16 protein-coding genes are annotated in these 15,852 nt (G+C 64.6%); 11 read left to right on the forward strand and 5 right to left on the reverse strand.

Annotated features, from left to right (window positions below; translation table 11 throughout):
* Positions 1-191 precede the first annotated feature (191 nt).
* The 7 genes from B8115_RS03135 to B8115_RS03165 all read left to right on the forward strand — a co-directional run bounded on the left by B8115_RS03135 (position 192) and on the right by B8115_RS03165 (position 7,131).
* The gene (locus B8115_RS03135) at positions 192-1,775 is read left to right on the forward strand and encodes an ABC transporter substrate-binding protein (RefSeq protein ID WP_010626295.1); all 1,584 of its coding nucleotides are present in this window, start codon (positions 192-194) and stop codon (positions 1,773-1,775) included.
* A gap of 66 nt (positions 1,776-1,841) precedes the next feature.
* Positions 1,842-2,822 carry an ABC transporter permease gene (locus B8115_RS03140; RefSeq protein WP_010626296.1) on the forward strand — a complete coding sequence of 327 codons (981 nt, stop codon included), beginning with the start codon at positions 1,842-1,844 and terminating at the stop codon, positions 2,820-2,822.
* Positions 2,819-3,787 (forward strand): ABC transporter permease, encoded by a 969-nt coding sequence (locus B8115_RS03145; protein ID WP_010626297.1) that lies wholly within the window; start codon positions 2,819-2,821, stop codon positions 3,785-3,787. Before B8115_RS03140 ends, B8115_RS03145 begins: the two co-directional genes overlap by 4 nt.
* Positions 3,762-4,868, forward strand: coding sequence for an ABC transporter ATP-binding protein (locus tag B8115_RS03150; RefSeq protein WP_083861765.1), 1,107 nt, complete (start codon positions 3,762-3,764; stop codon positions 4,866-4,868). The genes B8115_RS03145 and B8115_RS03150 overlap by 26 nt, the downstream gene beginning before the upstream one ends.
* Positions 4,858-5,904, forward strand: a complete 1,047-nt coding sequence (locus B8115_RS03155; protein WP_010626299.1) for an ABC transporter ATP-binding protein — start codon at positions 4,858-4,860, stop codon at positions 5,902-5,904. Before B8115_RS03150 ends, B8115_RS03155 begins: the two co-directional genes overlap by 11 nt.
* Positions 5,905-5,917: 13 nt before the next feature.
* Positions 5,918-6,679 (forward strand): sulfite exporter TauE/SafE family protein, encoded by a 762-nt coding sequence (locus B8115_RS03160; RefSeq protein ID WP_010626300.1) that lies wholly within the window; start codon positions 5,918-5,920, stop codon positions 6,677-6,679.
* 32 nt (positions 6,680-6,711) lie between these two features.
* On the forward strand, positions 6,712-7,131 hold the full coding sequence (locus B8115_RS03165; RefSeq protein ID WP_010626301.1) for a hypothetical protein: 420 nt from the start codon (positions 6,712-6,714) through the stop codon (positions 7,129-7,131).
* A 73-nt stretch (positions 7,132-7,204) separates the two neighbouring features.
* Here B8115_RS03165 and B8115_RS03170 read toward each other — a convergent pair whose 3' ends face one another.
* Together B8115_RS03170 and B8115_RS03175 are read right to left on the reverse strand one after the other, a co-directional pair.
* Entirely contained in the window at positions 7,205-9,397 is a 2,193-nt protein-coding gene (locus B8115_RS03170; RefSeq protein ID WP_010626302.1) for a TonB-dependent receptor domain-containing protein, read from the reverse strand.
* An 85-nt stretch (positions 9,398-9,482) separates the two neighbouring features.
* Complete coding sequence (locus tag B8115_RS03175) at positions 9,483-10,472, reverse strand: LysR family transcriptional regulator (protein ID WP_010626303.1); 990 nt, start codon at positions 10,470-10,472, stop codon at positions 9,483-9,485.
* Positions 10,473-10,714: 242 nt separating this feature from the next.
* On the opposite strand from B8115_RS03175, the gene B8115_RS03180 reads away from it, so the two are divergent.
* The 4 genes from B8115_RS03180 to B8115_RS03195 all read left to right on the forward strand — a co-directional run bounded on the left by B8115_RS03180 (position 10,715) and on the right by B8115_RS03195 (position 14,584).
* Entirely contained in the window at positions 10,715-11,590 is an 876-nt protein-coding gene (locus tag B8115_RS03180) for an iron-siderophore ABC transporter substrate-binding protein (protein WP_010626304.1), read from the forward strand.
* 65 nt (positions 11,591-11,655) lie between these two features.
* On the forward strand, positions 11,656-12,612 hold the full coding sequence (locus B8115_RS03185) for an iron chelate uptake ABC transporter family permease subunit (RefSeq protein ID WP_010626305.1): 957 nt from the start codon (positions 11,656-11,658) through the stop codon (positions 12,610-12,612).
* A gap of 41 nt (positions 12,613-12,653) precedes the next feature.
* A complete protein-coding gene (locus tag B8115_RS03190) occupies positions 12,654-13,781 on the forward strand; it encodes an iron chelate uptake ABC transporter family permease subunit (RefSeq protein ID WP_010626306.1) in 1,128 nt (375 codons plus the stop codon).
* Entirely contained in the window at positions 13,778-14,584 is an 807-nt protein-coding gene (locus B8115_RS03195) for an ABC transporter ATP-binding protein (RefSeq protein ID WP_010626307.1), read from the forward strand. The genes B8115_RS03190 and B8115_RS03195 overlap by 4 nt, the downstream gene beginning before the upstream one ends.
* A gap of 21 nt (positions 14,585-14,605) precedes the next feature.
* On the opposite strand, the gene B8115_RS03200 is transcribed toward B8115_RS03195, so the two are convergent.
* The 3 genes from B8115_RS03200 to B8115_RS23865 all read right to left on the reverse strand — a co-directional run.
* Complete coding sequence (locus B8115_RS03200; protein ID WP_158409632.1) at positions 14,606-15,130, reverse strand: LemA family protein; 525 nt, start codon at positions 15,128-15,130, stop codon at positions 14,606-14,608.
* A 163-nt stretch (positions 15,131-15,293) separates the two neighbouring features.
* Positions 15,294-15,650, reverse strand: a complete 357-nt coding sequence (locus B8115_RS23225; RefSeq protein ID WP_238539188.1) for a hypothetical protein — start codon at positions 15,648-15,650, stop codon at positions 15,294-15,296.
* A 2-nt stretch (positions 15,651-15,652) separates the two neighbouring features.
* Positions 15,653-15,852: hypothetical protein (locus B8115_RS23865; protein WP_238539189.1), on the reverse strand; the 200-nt coding region annotated here is incomplete at its 5' end.

A 15,852-nucleotide genomic window follows, 5' to 3' on the forward strand; every position in this document is an offset into this window, starting at 1 on the left:
TGGCGACGAAGCGAAACCGGCCGAGCGGTTTGCCAGGAATTGCTCGCAATACCGGAAATGTAACTGTCTACAGTCGAAATAGCGCTGAAAAGCAATCCTAAGGTAATTCTGGCTTTCTTGGCTAAGGTATGGGAGAAACCTCTCCAGGGCATCAGCCCATCAAACGCTTGCTTGATTGAGGACATAACAAGATGCTACCCAAGAAGACCCTTCTGGCCACCGCCGTGATCGGCGCCATGCTGGCCACCTCAGCGAATGCCGAAACCCTGCGCTGGACCCGTTCCGCGGACAGTCTGACCATGGACCCCCACTCCCAGAACGAGGGGCCTACCCACTCGGTCAACCATCAGATCTTCGATACGCTGATCTATCAGGACATGGACGTGGCCTACCAGCCCGGCCTGGCCACCGAGTGGTACGTGAAGGAAGACGAGCCCACCGTCTGGGTGTTCAAGATCCGCGAGGGCGTGACCTTCCACGAAGGCCAGTCGCTGACCGCCGATGACGTGGCCTTCTCCATCGACCGTGCGCGCCGCGAGCCCGCCGACATGCGCGGTCTGCTCACTTCGATCTCCGAAGTGCGCGCGGTGGATGACTACACCGTCGAAGTGGAGACCCACGAGCCCAACCCGCTGCTGCCCAACAACTTCACCAACCTGTTCATCATGAGCCGCGAGTGGGCGGAAGAGCATGGGGTGGAAGAGGCGCAGAACTACGCCGCCGGCGAAGAGACCTATGCCGTGCGTAATGCCAACGGCACCGGTCCGTTCCGCGTCGAGAGCCGCGAGCCCGACGTGCGCACCGTGTTCGTGCGCAACGACGACTACTGGGGCATCGACCACTACCCGATGGAGATCTCCCGTCTGGTGTTCACGCCCATCGAGTCGGCTTCCACCCGCGTGGCGGCACTGCTCTCCGGCGAAGTCGACTTCCTGCAGGAAACCCCGGTACAGGACATCGAGCGCCTGGCCAACGCCGATGGCATCAAGAACGAGCAGGGCGCCGAGAACCGCACCATCTTCCTCGGCATGGACATGGGCTCGGCCCAGCTGCGCACCGCCGATACCGACGACAACCCCTTCGCCGACCGTCGCGTACGCGAGGCGATCAACCTGGCGGTGGATGCCACCACCATCCAGCGTGCCGTCATGCGCGGCAACTCCGAGCCGGCCGGCATGATCGCGCCGCCCTTCGTCAACGGCTACAGCGAGGAGATGGACGAAGTTCTCGAGGCGGATACCGCCCGCGCCCAGGAGCTGATGGAAGAGGCCGGCTACGGCGACGGCTTCCGCGTCACTCTGCACTGCCCCAACGACCGCTACGTCAACGACGAGCAGATCTGCCAGGCGGTGGTCAGCATGCTGGCGCGCATCGGCATCACCGTGGATCTGGTGGCCCAGACCCGCTCGCTGCACTTCGCCGAGCTGGCGCGTGGGGAGTACGACTTCTACCTGCTGGGCTGGGGCGTGCCCACCATGGATTCGGAGTACGTCTTCAACTATCTCTACCACACCAAGGAAGACGCTCTCGGCACCTGGAACTTTACCGGTTTCTCCGACGAGCGGGTGGACGAGTTGACCGTGGCCATGGGCCAGGAGGTCGACGAGGAGGCGCGCAACGAGATGATCGCGGAAGCGTGGCAGATCGTTCACGACGAGATCGTCTACATCCCGATCCACCACCAGATGCTGACCTGGTCGATGCGTGACGATATCGACTTCAAGGTGCAGAGCGAGAATACACCGCACTTCAAGTATCTGCGTTTCAACAACTAAGCGTCTCGAGGCTCTACCCCCGGCTGCCACAAGCGGCCGGGGGTATCGTCGTTATTTGGTGATCCCATGCTAGCGTTTCTGATCCAGCGCGTACTGCAGGCTATCTTCGTGATGTTCGTGGTCGCGCTCATCTCGTTCTCGCTGTTCCACTACGTCGGCGACCCGGTGCTCAACATGCTCGGGCAGGAGGCCACCGAGGCCGACCGCGCCGCGCTGCGGGCCCAGCTCGGTCTCGACCAGCCGGTGGTGGTGCAGTTCTGGAATTTCATCGTCAATGCCGCTCAGTTCGAGTTCGGCATCTCCTATCGTTCGGCCCGGCCGGTGACCGACCTGATTCTCGAGCGGCTGCCGGCGACCCTGGAGCTGGCCATCATCTCGGCCATCTTCGCCGTGGTCATGGGCATCTTGCTGGGCATCTACACCGCGCTGCGTCGCCGCAGCTGGCTGGCCAACTTCATCATGACCGCCTCGCTGATCGGCGTGTCGCTGCCCACCTTTCTGATCGGCGTGCTGCTGATCTACATCTTCGCCGTGGAGCTCGGCATGCTGCCGGCCTTCGGTCGTGGCCAGACGGTGCGCCTCGGCGACTGGTGGACCACCGGCCTGCTCACCACCAGCGGGCTGCGTTCGCTGATTCTGCCGGCGATCACCCTGGGGTTGTTCCAGCTCACCCTGATCATGCGCCTGGTGCGGGCCGAGATGCTCGAGGTACTGAGCACCGACTACATCAAGTTCGCCCGTGCGCGGGGGCTGTCGAAGCGGGTAGTGCATCTACGTCATGCGCTAAAGAACACCATGATCCCGGTCATCACCATCATCGGTCTGCAGCTCGGCACCATCATCGCCTTTGCCATCATCACCGAGACGGTGTTCCAGTGGCCCGGTGTGGGGGCGCTGTTCATCACCGCCGTGCGCTTCGTCGACGTGCCGGTGATGGCCGCCTACCTGATGATGATCGCGCTGGTGTTCGTGGTGATCAATCTGGTGGTGGATCTGCTCTACTACGCCGTCGACCCGCGGCTGCGCGCCCAGGGAGGTGGCAAATGAGTCAGGACGTTCAGACCCGTGACAGCGCCGCACCCGTGGTGCCGCCCAAGCCGAGCAAGTGGCGCACCTTCCTCGACAGTGACATCGTCTACTCGTGGAAGCGCCAGCCGGTGGTGATACTCGCCACCCTGGTGACGCTGATCATGTTCGCCGCCGCGCTGTTCGCGCCGTGGATCGCGCCGCAGAATCCGTTCGATCCGCGCCAGCTGGAGCTGATCGACGCCTTCACGCCGCCGATGACCACCTCGGACTTCACCGGCAATTTCTACCTGCTGGGCAGCGACAGCCAGGGCCGCGACGTCTTCTCGGCGATTCTCTACGGCTCGCGCATCTCGCTGCTGGTGGGCTTCGCCGCGGTGATCTTCGCCCTGGTGATGGGCACCGCCTTGGGCCTGCTGGCGGGTTTCCGCGGCGGCTGGCGCGATGCGCTGATAATGCGCATCGCCGACGTGCAGCTCACCTTCCCGTCGATCCTGATGGCGCTGCTGATCTTCGGTGTGATCCGCGGCTTCCTGCCGCGCTCGATGCACGCCGAGGTGGCCATCATCGTACTGATTATCGCCATCGGCCTCTCCGACTGGGTGCAGTACGCCCGGGCGGTGCGCGGCGCCACCATGGTGGAGAAGAGCAAGGAGTACGTGCAGGCGGCGCGGGTGATAGGCCTGCCGGCGCGTAAGATCCTGTTCCAGCACATCCTACCCAATGTGATGCGACCGGTGCTGGTCATCGGCACCATCGGCCTGGCGCTGGCGATCATTGCCGAGGCCACGCTGTCGTTCCTGGGGGTCGGCATGCCGGCGACCCAGCCGAGCCTGGGCACCCTTATCCGGGTGGGCCAGGATTACATGTTCTCGGGAGAGTGGTGGATCCTGCTCTTCCCCGGGGTGGCGCTGCTGATACTGGCGCTCTCCGTCAATCTGCTGGGAGACTGGTTGCGTGATGTCCTCAACCCCAAGCTCCGATAACCAACGCCTGGCTCAGCACAGCGCTGCCCCGGTGGCGGGCCACGAGCCTGGCACCGCAGGGCAGGAGCCGGTTCTTTCCGTGCGCCATCTGCGGGTGGAGTTCCCCACCCGCCACGGCACCCTGGTGGCGCTGGACGACGTTTCCTTCGACATCGCCCCCGGCGAAGTGCTGGGTGTGGTGGGCGAGTCCGGTGCCGGCAAGTCGATGACCGGCAACGCCGTGATCCGGCTGCTGGAGCCGCCCGGTCATATCGCTGCCGGTGAAGTCCGCCTCTCGGGCAAGCGCATCGACGATCTTCCCGAAGAGCGCTTCGTGCCACTGCGCGGTCGCCATATCGGCATGATCTTCCAGGACCCGCTGACCAGTCTCAATCCGCTGTTCTCGGTGGGCGACCAGCTGATCGAGACGATCCGTACGCACCTTCCGATGAACGAGCGCGAGGCTCGCGAGGAGGCGCTCAAGCTGCTGCGCGAGGTGGGCATTCCCGCCCCCGAGAACCGCATCGACAGCTACCCGCACCAGTTCTCCGGCGGCATGCGTCAGCGCGTGGTGATCGCCCTGGCGTTGGCGGCGCGTCCCGAGTTCATCATTGCCGATGAGCCCACCACGGCACTCGACGTCTCGGTGCAGGCGCAGATCCTCGCCCTGCTCAAGCGGCTGTGTGCCGACCACGGCACAGCAGTGATGCTGGTGACTCACGACATGGGCGTGATCGCCGAGACCGCCGACCGCGTGGCGGTGATGTACGCCGGGCGGCTGATCGAGATCGGCCCGGTGGACGAGGTGATCCGCCACCCGCAGCACCCCTACACCAAGGGCCTGATGGCCTCGATCCCGGGTATCGCCAAGCGCCTCGAGCGGCTCTATCAGATCGAGGGTTCGATGCCGCGACTGGCGGCGATTCCCGAGGGCTGCGCCTTCAACCCGCGTTGCCCTCACGCCCAGCAGCGCTGTCGTGACGAGCGGCCGGATCTGATGCCGGCCGGCGGCAGCCGGGCGGCGTGCTGGCTGCACGACCCGGTCGATCCGCTGCCGCCACGGCAGGACGCAGAGGGAGAGGAGGTGAGCCATGTGCGCTGATACGGCAGTCAAGAAGAGCACCGCGGCGCAGGGCGAAATCCTGCTCGAAGCGCAGGACCTGGCGCGCTATTTCGACGTCTCCAAGCCCTGGCTCAACCGGGTGATCGAGCGCAGCGAAAAGCTCACGCTCAAGGCGGTGGACGGTGTGGGCTTCTCCATTCGCCGTGGCGAGACCCTCTCGCTGGTAGGCGAGTCGGGCTGCGGCAAGTCCACCGTGGCGCGGCTGGTGGTGGGGCTCTACGGCCTCACCCGCGGCAAGCTGGTGTTCGACGGCGAGGACATCAGCAACCTGGCGAGCCGCACCGGCCGCCAGGCCGCCAGCGTGCGCAAGCGCTTCCAGATGATCTTCCAGGACCCCTACGCCAGCCTCAACCCGCTGTGGCGGGTGGGCACCATCATCGGCGAGCCGCTGCGCTTCTTCCGCCCCGAGATGGGCAGTGCCGACCGTCGGCGGCGGGTGGGCGAGCTGCTCGAGCAGGTGGGGCTTTCGGCGCCCGACGCCAACCGCTACCCCCACGAGTTCTCCGGCGGCCAGCGTCAGCGCATCTCGATTGCGCGGGCGCTGGCCAACGAGCCGGAGTTCATGATCTGCGACGAGCCGACCTCGGCGCTGGACGTTTCGGTGCAGGCCCAGATCCTCAACCTGATGCGCGATCTGCAGGACGAGTACGGGCTGACCTACCTGTTCATCAGCCACGACATGGCGGTGGTCAAGCACATGTCGGACCGCATCGCGGTGATGTACCTGGGGCGTATCGCCGAGATTGCCCCGGCCGACCAGCTGTTCGAGACGCCACATCACCCCTACTCGAAGATGCTGCTGGCCGCGGTGCCGTCGCTGGAAGGCGTGGGCAAGGAGCGCACCGTGATCCAGGGAGAAGTGCCCAACCCGGTGCATCCGCCAACGGGTTGCGCCTTCCATCCGCGCTGTCCGCATGCCAATGAGCGCTGCAAGGCCGAGGTGCCGCGGCTGATCGCCCGCAGCGACGGCAGCGAGGTGGCGTGCCACGGCGTCGAGGAGGGAAGGCTGCCGTGAGGCGTCCGGCCTGATGCTGGAGCTGCTCTCGCCGCTGTCGGCCGGGGTCAACCTGGCTCTGGTGCTGCTTTCGGTAGTGACCTCGGCGCTCTCGGCGGCGGCGGGCATCGGCGGGGGCACGCTGTTGATCATCGCCATGGCCCAGGTGATGCCGGCCACGGCACTGATCCCGGTGCACGGCATGGTGCAGCTCGGCTCTAACGGTGGCCGGGCGGTGATGACCTGGCGACACGTGCGCCGCGACATCGTCGCCGCCTTCCTGCCCGGCGTGATCGTCGGCGCGGTGGTGGCGGCGTGGCTGTTGATTCGCCTGCCCTACGGTGTGCTGGAGCTGTGCATCGCCGCCTTCGTGCTGTACTCCTGCTGGGGGCCGGGCCTGCCCCAGCGGGCGGTGGGGCGTACCGGTACCGTGATCGCCGGTGCGCTCACCACGCTGCTCTCCAGCTTTGTCGGGGCCAGCGGCCCCATGGTCGCCTCGTTCATCAAGCTCGGCATGAGCGAGCGGCTACCGCGGGTGGCCACCTTCGCCACTTGCATGTCCTTCCAGCACGCCACCAAGGCGTTCATCTTCGGCTTCGCCGGGTTCGTCTTCCGCGACTGGCTGGGGCTGATGCTGGTCATGATCGCGGCGGGCTTCGTCGGCACCTGGCTGGGCCTGCGCCTGCTGAACCGGGTGACCGATAGCCGCTTCGATTTCTTCTTCAAGTGGACCTTGACCCTGTTGGCGCTGCGTTTGATCTGGCTGGGCGTGGAACGGCTATTGGGAGTAGGCTGAGGGTAACGCCGCGCGAAGGAAAGGAGGCTGCCATGCGCCGCTGCGTCGCTGCTCTATTCTCGATCCTGTTGCTTCTGACTGGCTGTGCGGGCACGAGCGATCCGCGCGACTACGCCATACCGCTGACCCCAGACCGCCCCTTCGAGGTCATGTCGACGGGAATGCGCTACTTCACCTTCACCCTGCAAGAGCCGACCCGCGTGGTACTGGAAAGCGAGACCTTTCCCTGGGACTCAGCCATGGGCGCCCCCTCGGGGGAGCTGATGGATGCCGATGGCGAGGTCGTGGAGCGCGATTGGCACAGTGGCGTCGACGGCAACTTCCGCATCGAACGTGAACTCGAAGCCGGCGTCTGGTACCTGCGGGTGACTACCCCCTACGCGGGCTCCCCTTCAGCGTTGCAGGACAACGACTATCGTTACTCGGTGATACTGCGAGTCGGGGATGAATGACGCCCAGTACCCAGAAAAAGCCCCGGCAGAGACGGGGCGAAGGTAACGATACGGAACGGCAAGCGTGAGCCGGTCAGAACTCGTAAGTGGCGGAGAGCCAAAAACTGCGACCGTCCAGTGCCACGCCATCGGTGGCGCGCCCCGTCTGGGTGTAGCGATAGGCCTGATAGGTGTCGCCCTGCCACTCGTAGCTGTCAGCCTTGCTGAAGTCCTTGTCCAACAGGTTGTAGATCGAGCCGGTCAGGCGTACCTGGTCAGTGAAGCGGTAGGTCGTACGCAGGTGGAACAACTCGTAACCATCCAGCTTGTTGCCTACCTGCTCATACATTGCCAGGTTTTGTCCGGTCGTCGGGAGGCCATCGACAAAACGCTCCCGCGAAGAGTAGTACTCCCCCTCGAGCGTGGCGTTGAGCCTGTTCGTCACGTCCCAGCCCAGGCTGGCAGTGAGCTTGTGCTTGGGTGTATTGGTGAGCAATAGCCCTTCTTGCTCGCCGGAGGTGATCTCGGTGTCGGTGTAGGTATAGCCGCCCCGCACCTCCCAGGCGGGCGCGAAGCGATAGCGCGCCTCCACTTCGATACCCCGGGTTCTTGCCTCGTCGATGTTGATCAACTGGGAGAAGCCGGTCTGCTGCGAGAAGTTGCCGACGCTGATACAGCCTGGGACGTTACCGTCCGGGTGCAGACAGTTGGGGATCTCCGCGCCTTCGGCAATGCGGTCGGTGAAGCGGTTGTAGAAGGCCGTACCGCTGACGGTGAGCCCATCCAGGCTGTCATAAATGGCACCGAGCTCGTAGTTGGTGCTTTTTTCCGGCTCGAGATCCGGTGAACCGATGGAGACGGACTGCCCCTGATTGCCGAAGCCGGTGATGCCGTCATGCAACTGGTTGAGTGTCGGCGTCTTGTAGCCTCGGCTCACGCCGCCCTTGAGAGTCCAGTGGTCGGTGGTGTTCCACACCAGGTAGCCACGTGGGCTGAAGTGACCGCCGAAGGCGTCATGATGCTCGTAGCGACCGCCCAGAGTGAGCGCCAGGTCGTCACGCAGCCACCACTCGTCCTCGGCGAACAGCGCCCAGCTCTGTTGCTCGAACGCCTGGTCGCCTGCTGCGCCATCTTCCAGACGGGCATCGATGTACTGGCCGCCCACCGTCACCATGTGGCGGTCGATCGGCAGGGTGAACTTGGTATCGAAAACGATATCGCGGTTCTCCAGCAGACGCGGCTCGCCTCCCTGCGCCTCGTAGCCGTACTCCGGTGCGCTGCCTGCTGGCAGCGTGCGACCAAGGGTTTCGGTCGTGTTGTGCGTAAGGCTGCTCTCCAGCGTACCAGCCTCGAAGCGTCCGGTGTGGCCGATGGCAAGCTGATCGCGATTGAAGCGCAACTCGTCCTCGTAACCCCAGATCTGCCCTGGCTGGGGGGCACAAGTCGCGCGATTGGTCCCATCCAGCGTGCCGAGGCGACAATCGTCGTTGGCGTAGGTCTGACGAGCGCGTTCGGCATCCAACCAGACCGAGTTGGCCTCATTGGCGCGCAGCGTAAGGCGTCCTCCCAGCGAGTAGATACGGGCCTCGGTGGGGCGCGGGTCGCGGGCGGCGCTGTCGGGAATCATACGCTCGGAGGCGTCGCGATCGAACAGCCGGCCACGCAGCTGCAGGCCCAGCACGTCATCGACCAGGGGGCCGGAGGTATAGAGGTTGATGCCTTGCGAATTTCCCGCGTCACGATCCTGCTGGAAGGTCGTGTCCAGCGAGACGCTGCCGATCCAGGTGTCGCTGACAGGACGGGTGATGATGTTGATCACGCCGCCCATGGCGTCGGAGCCGTAGAGGGTCGACATGGGGCCACGAATGACCTCGATACGTTCGATGGCCGACATCGGTGGCATGAAGCTGGTAGCGGTCTCGCCGAAGCCGTTGGGAGTGACGCTGCCGGAGGTGTTCTGACGGCGCCCATCGATCAGGATCAGGGTGTAGTCGCTCGGCATGCCGCGGATGCTCACGTTGAGGCCACCGGTCTTGCCCACACCGGAGCGAACGTCGACACCGGGAATGTCGGCTATCGCCTCGGCGATATTGGAGAAGCGGCGTTGTTCCAGCTCCTCGCGGGTGACCACGGAAATACTGGCCGGCGCATCCTGCAGCGCCTGCTCGAAGCCGGCGGCGGTCACCACGATGCTATCGAGGCGGGCGCTATCCTGCGCCTGGACTGTGAAGGCGAGCGGGACGCTGGCGATGGCGACGGCCAGAGCGTTGCGACGGGCATGGAGCATGGGATCACCTGCTGAACATGAAAAATTTATCAAATGATATTAGTTATCAAGTGCAGGTGATTCTAATGCGTAAAGTTCCCTTTGATCAGAGGGAAGACAGGCAACGTTGCGTTGCGCGGCTGGCAACACCTTCGCTTTTGGCTGTGACTGCCGGCTCAAGCCGAGGGGTCGGGCTTGGTTGCCATGCGTCCGGTAGCGATTGGCGCAGGAAGGCCAGCAGGGCACTCAGCCGCCGCGGCCGAAAGCCGTATGGATACAAGAGCGTTACCGGTACGGCCGGAGCGTCCCACTCCGGCAGGCAGCGTACGAGTGAGCCGGGGTGAGCGCGTTCGCGCGCCTGTGCCAGCCAGTCGAACATCAGGCCCAGGCCATGGCCGTGGGCAAGGGCGTCGCCATGCAGCATTTGCTGGTCCACGCGGAAGCGTGACTCGGGGGGGCGAAAGTGGAACTCGCCACCCTGTCCACGGTGGGTAAGGGTGAGCCCCTGCTCGGTTTCGCCGAGCAGATCGATCCAGGTATGCCGTATGAGTTCGCGAGGATGTTGCGGGCAGCCTCGACGGGAGAAATAGTCGGGATGTCCGTACAGACCTCGCTGGAGCCAGCCCAGCACTTCCTGACGCAGCTCGCCACCGCGCACCTCCCCCAGCCACACGGTGAGGGCCTGGCTGTCGGCGGTCAGGTTGGGAGTGGCGCAGGTCAGCAGAGTGAGGCGCACCGCAGGATGGCACTCCATGAAAGCGGTCAGGCGAGCGGACAACCAACTTCGGGCCAGCGCATTGTGCGCAACCACGTGTAGTTCGCCGCTGACCTCCTCGTTCAACTCCTCCAGTGCCTGGCGGCCCTGCTCGGCGATCTCGAGAATCTGCCGGCAGTAGACGTGAAAGGCGTGGCCGGCCTCGGTAGGCAGCAGCCGGTTGGACTGCCGGCGCAGCAGAGGCTGTCCCAGCTGACGTTCGAGCTGAGCGATACGCCGGCTGAGGGTCGACTTGGCCAGGTCGAGAGCACGTGCGCTGCGGGTCAGACTGCCGGAACGCATGACGTGATCGAAGGCGAGCAGCTCGTCGAGGTCGTACATGTCGAGTCACCGGAACGTTGCGTCAATTGGAACAGTCTAGCTGGCATTTCCATTAATGAAAACGATTCTTGTTGGCTTTATAATTCGTTGCGCACTACGCAACGCTGCGTTGCGTAGTGCGGTGGCGCAATTCTTTGTGATAATTATTCGTATTAAATGACTTTGCGTGTGAGGCTGGTATGAACGCTGGGAAACGCGTGTTAGGCGCACTGTGCTTGTCACTCCTGACAGTAATCGTGCTTATGCTGCCGCTTACCGCCTGGGCCGAGCGCAGTGTAGACACGGCCTTCGGCGAGGTGGCGATACCCGACGCGCCGAAGCGCGTCGTGACGCTCTACGAGGGTGCGCTGGACGTTGCCTTGGCGGCAGACGTCATGCCCTTGGGCGCCGTTACCACCCGCGGCGGCGATGGAGTGGCCCGGTACATCGAGGCCCATCTGAACGCGCAGCGCCCCGCCATCGTCGGAGTGGTGCGAGAGATCAACCTCGAGGCCGTGCTGGCGCTGCAACCGGACCTGATCCTGGCACCCCCGCAGCTCGCCGAGGCGCAGTATCGGTTGCTCTCGCGCATGGCACCGACCGTCGTACCGCTGACCGAAGGACTGGACCCCGAGGCATGGCGCGGCGAGGCACGCCTGTTCGCCCAGGCGTTGGGGCGCGAGGCGGAAATCGAAGCGGTACTGGAGCAGGTCGATGCCAGAGCCGCCGAGATCGAAGCGAAAATCTCTGCCGATGAAGCCCCCAGCGCCGTGCTGGTACGCTGGATGCCTCAGGGTCCCATGGTCATGTCGGACCGCCTCTTCACCGCCGGCCTGCTGCGCGCGTCCGGGGTGGCGATCCATGACGCGGGCCTGACGAGTGAGGACCGGCCGCACAGCGATCCGCTAAGCCTCGAGAATCTTTCGCGCGTCGATGCCGACTGGCTGTTCCTGGCCACGCTGAACGAAGAAGGGCGGGAAGCGTTGCAAGCCGCGCAGGCCACGCCCGCTTTCGCTCGCCTCGACGTGGTGGCCCGTGACCAGGTCGTGCCCGTCGACGGTCAGCTGTGGTCGAGTGCTTCCGGTCCGCTGGCGGCGCTGGCGATTCTCGATGAGCTAGACGCTGCCCTGACTCCCTGATGGCTACGACGTTTTCTTCGGGGGTCTCCACGGCCCGCCGTCTCCCTGTGAGACTGGCGGGCCTGTTGCTGTTATTGCTGCTGGTGTGTCTGGCCAGCCTGCTATGGGGGGCCGGCGAGGTCGGCCCGAGCCGGGCCTGGGCCGCCATCACGGGGCAGGGCGATGCGGAAGCGCAGTTCGTGGTCGGCTCGCTACGCCTGCCTCGCACCCTGATCGGGTTGGTGGTCGGCCTGGCCTTGGGGGTGGCGGGAGCCTTGCTGCAGGCGGTGACGCGCAACCCATTGGCAGAGCCGGGTCTACTCGGCGTCAGCGCCGGGGCGGCCTTTGCCGTTGCCGTGGCGCTGGTGCTAGGCGCCACCGCCACCACCATGCGGGTTGGCGTAGCGCAGTTGGGTGCCATGGCAGGGTGCCTCTGCGTTCTCGGTATAGCCCGCTTCAGCGGTGCCGGTAACGATCCGGTGCGACTGGTGCTGGCCGGCGCCGCCCTGACCGGTTTGCTGCTTTCGCTCACCTCGCTGCTGCTGCTGTTCGACCAGCGTGCCGCCGACGAGATCCGCTTCTGGATCGTCGGCAGCCTGGCCGGGCGTCGACTCGATCATCTGCTTGCCATCCTGCCCAGCCTGCTGCTGGCCGCTGGCATCGTGCTCGCCGTGGCGCGCCCTCTGGCGGCCCTGGCGCTGGGCGAACGTGTCGCCAGTGGCCTCGGGCACCGCCCGGGGCTGATCAGGCTGCTGGTGATCGTGGCCGTGGCGCTGCTGGTGGGAGCTGCCACCGCCACGGCTGGCCCTATTGCCTTCGTCGGGCTGGTGGTGCCATTCGCCGCCCGCGCCCTGGCCGGGCCCGACATTCGTCGTACCCTGTGGCTGTGCCTGCCGCTTGGCCCGTTGATGGTGATCACGGCCGATATCGTCTCGCGGCTGGTGGTGGCACCTTCCGAGCTGCCGCTGGGGGTGCTCACGGCACTGTGCGGTGCGCCCGTGCTGGTCGCCGTGGTGAGAGCGCGACGGATGCCAACGCTATGAGCCTGATGAACGCTATGCGCCTGATGAGAAAGGAGGGGGCAATGCACGGCAATACTGCCGGAGACGGGCTCCAGCAGCCTGTCGGGCACGGGTACGACCGGGCAACGGTGGTTCCCGCGCCGGCCGGCCACTGGCGCCTGGCCTGGCAGTTGGGAGGCGCACGAGCACCCTGCAGCGTGCTGGTGGATAGACGTGCCTTCTTGGCCGCGCTACTCCTGCTGCTGGGCTTGCTGGCGGCATCGTTGGCCTACCTGGCCCTGGGCAGCAGCGCGCTGGCGCCAAGTGCCGTGCTACCGGCGCTGGTGGGGCGCGGCGAGCTGATGGCGGTGTTCCTGGTGCAGGAGCTGCGCCTGCCGCGGCTGTTCGCTGCCTGTCTCACCGGTGCCGCCTTCGGCGTGGCGGGCTGCCTGATGCAGACTCTGGCACGCAATCGCCTGGCCACCCCCGGCATCATCGGTATCGACAACGGGGCCACCGCCTTCGCCGTGGCCTCGGTGATTGGTGTGGGGGTGTCGCTGGCGCCGCCGCCCATGGCGTTGGCGGGGGCAGCCACTGCCGCGGCTCTCACCTTCGGCCTGGCCGCCGGGGGCGGCACACGTGGCTACCGCTTCATCGTCGCTGGTATCGGGGTCGGCGCGGTGTTCGGCGCCATCACCCAGCTGCTGTTGGCCAAGGTGCACATCGATACCGCCAACGCCGCATACCCCTGGACGGTCGGCTCGCTCAACGCCCGGCCTGCCGGGGCCGTCACCTTGCTCGCGGCAGGCCTGCCGCTCGGCCTGGGCGTTGCCTTGTGGCTCACCCGGGCACTGAGCCTGATGCGCTTCTCGGATGCCGTGGCCTCCGGCCTCGGTCTGCACGTCGCCCGGCGCCGCTGGCAGGTGCTGACGGTCTCGGTGCTGCTCACCGGTCTGGCGGTCTCCGTGGCGGGACCGGTGGGCCTGGTCGGGCTGATCGGCCCTGAAATCGCCCGTTCGCTCTCCTCGCCGCGGGGCGTGCCGGTGGTGGCCTCGGCGCTGGCGGGGGCGCTAGTCATGGTGCTGGCCGATCTGGCGGGAAGGGTGCTGCTCTCGCCCATCGAGATCCCGGTGGGCATCGTTACTGCCGTGGTCGGCGGCCCCTGGCTGCTGTGGATACTGCTACGACCGGCTTCGAGGAATCTGGCATGACCCGACACGAACTCGCCACCCGCGACCTGAGCCTCGGCTATGGCCGCACCACCATCATCGACGAGCTGGCGCTGTCGTTGCCGGCGGGCCAGGTCACCGCCATCGTCGGTCCCAACGGCTGCGGCAAGTCGACCCTGCTGGCCGGTCTGGCCCGCTTGCACGCGCCCAGCCACGGCGCGGTGCTGCTCGATGGGCAGGACATCCAGCAGCTGCCGGCCAGGGAGCTGGCCCGTCGCCTGGCGCTACTGCCCCAGGAAGCCACTGCCCCGGAGGGCCTGACCGTGGCCGAGCTGGTGCGCTTCGGCCGCCAGCCTCATCAAGGCTGGCTGCGCCAATGGTCAGCGGAGGATCAGCAGATCGTACACCAGGCGCTGGCCGCAGCCGATGTGAGCGAACTGGCTGACCGGCCTCTCGACACCCTCTCCGGCGGCCAGCGTCAGCGTGCATGGATTGCCATGACCATTGCCCAGCAGACACCACTGCTGCTGCTCGACGAACCCACCTCGGCGCTCGATCTTGGCCACCAGATCGAGGTCTTCGAACTGGTACGCCAGCTGGCCGCCGACGGGCGCACCGTGGTGATGGTGCTGCACGACCTCGCCAGCGCCTGCCGCTACGCCGACCATCTTCTCGCACTGCGTAGTGGCAAGCTGGTGGCCGCGGGGCCGCCAGGCGAGGTGGTCACCACTGAGCTGGTACGCCGACTCTACGATATCGACTGCACGCTGATCCCCGACCCCGCTACTGGCAGCCTGCTACTGGCCAACGTGCGGCGGGCGCGGCAAGCTGCGTTGACGAGCTGAGCCATGGCCTATCCGGATGCCTCATGGATTTGGACGATATTCGAAGGAAGACGAAGCCTCGCTATCGAAAAAGACCTGAATGCGGGACCTGCGTGGAGAAATGGCGTTGACCAGGTTGCTCGGGAACGTTTCGATCCGTGAATTGAAAGCGGCTACCTGAGCATTGAACAGGCGTAGTGCTGCAGCCAGATGATCCTCGAGCTTGGACAGTTCCCGCATGTAGCTGCGCACCACTTCACTGAACTTGAGTTCGGGGTAGTTCTCTACGGTGAGGCGCAGTTCACGCATCACTTCCTCTCCGGCACGCTGGGCTTCTTGCAGTGCCGCCCCATCGGCTTCGCTGGGTATCCTCTCGTTGGAGATTCTATCGAAAGCCGTACGCATCTTCGTCAAGCGTTCTTGAATATCCCGCTCGTACTGCTGATAGCTCGACACTTGCTCGAACAGTGCGGGAAGGGTGCGCAGAATCTGTCGCTCCTGGACTAGCACGCCTGCCCAGCCCTGCTCGACACGATTGAAATCCCGCACGATCCGATTGTAGGTCACGATACCGCCGACCAACAGCAGTACTGAAGATGATGATTGGTCTTGCCTTCCCGCTGGAAAGGCATCCTCTGTGAAGTTTTGTGAGGTGCTGATTGATTCAGTGCGTGCTCTCTCCTTCTCCTTGGTCTGTGTACCTGTGACCTGTGAGGGCGGTACGTAAAGGTCATGTGTCCTGTGCTGGTAGCGAGGCGAGAGATTTCAGGTCATTAAGGAGTCTCTCGCGATCCCCTTTGCTTAACATTCCAGTGTGGAGCGTATGTTTCTTGACTTCATTTTTTCTTCTGTAACTGAGGCAAAGCTTGCTGCCTTCGGCATCTTCCCATTTTTCTATATGACTGTAATGGAAACGATGGGTGGGAGACATTGGGGTCTTTTTCATTTCAAAGAAGTTTTCATGAATCACAAATGTTTTATGAAAATGATGAAGTACTCCAAGGAAGATGGCGACTGCTCCAATGGCGATAAGAAAGAACTTCATTTCTATCGACATGGCTGGCATTAGCAGTGCGTAAGCAATCAAGATTACGCCACCGACTGGCTGGACATACCGCTCGACAGGTTTGGTTCTGTATGAACTGATAGCTTCCATTTTTCCCTACATATTCGTTGCTGGTTTAAGAAGTCATGAACGGTGTCAGCGATGCCGTACATGCCACGACGCCAGCGCTCGAAGGGAGCGCTGGCGTCGTGGTGCGAACCGTCGCCCCCGCCCGGCGAGCTGG

This window comes from Halomonas sp. KM-1 (assembly GCF_000246875.1).
GTDB lineage: Bacteria > Pseudomonadota > Gammaproteobacteria > Pseudomonadales > Halomonadaceae > Halomonas > Halomonas aerodenitrificans.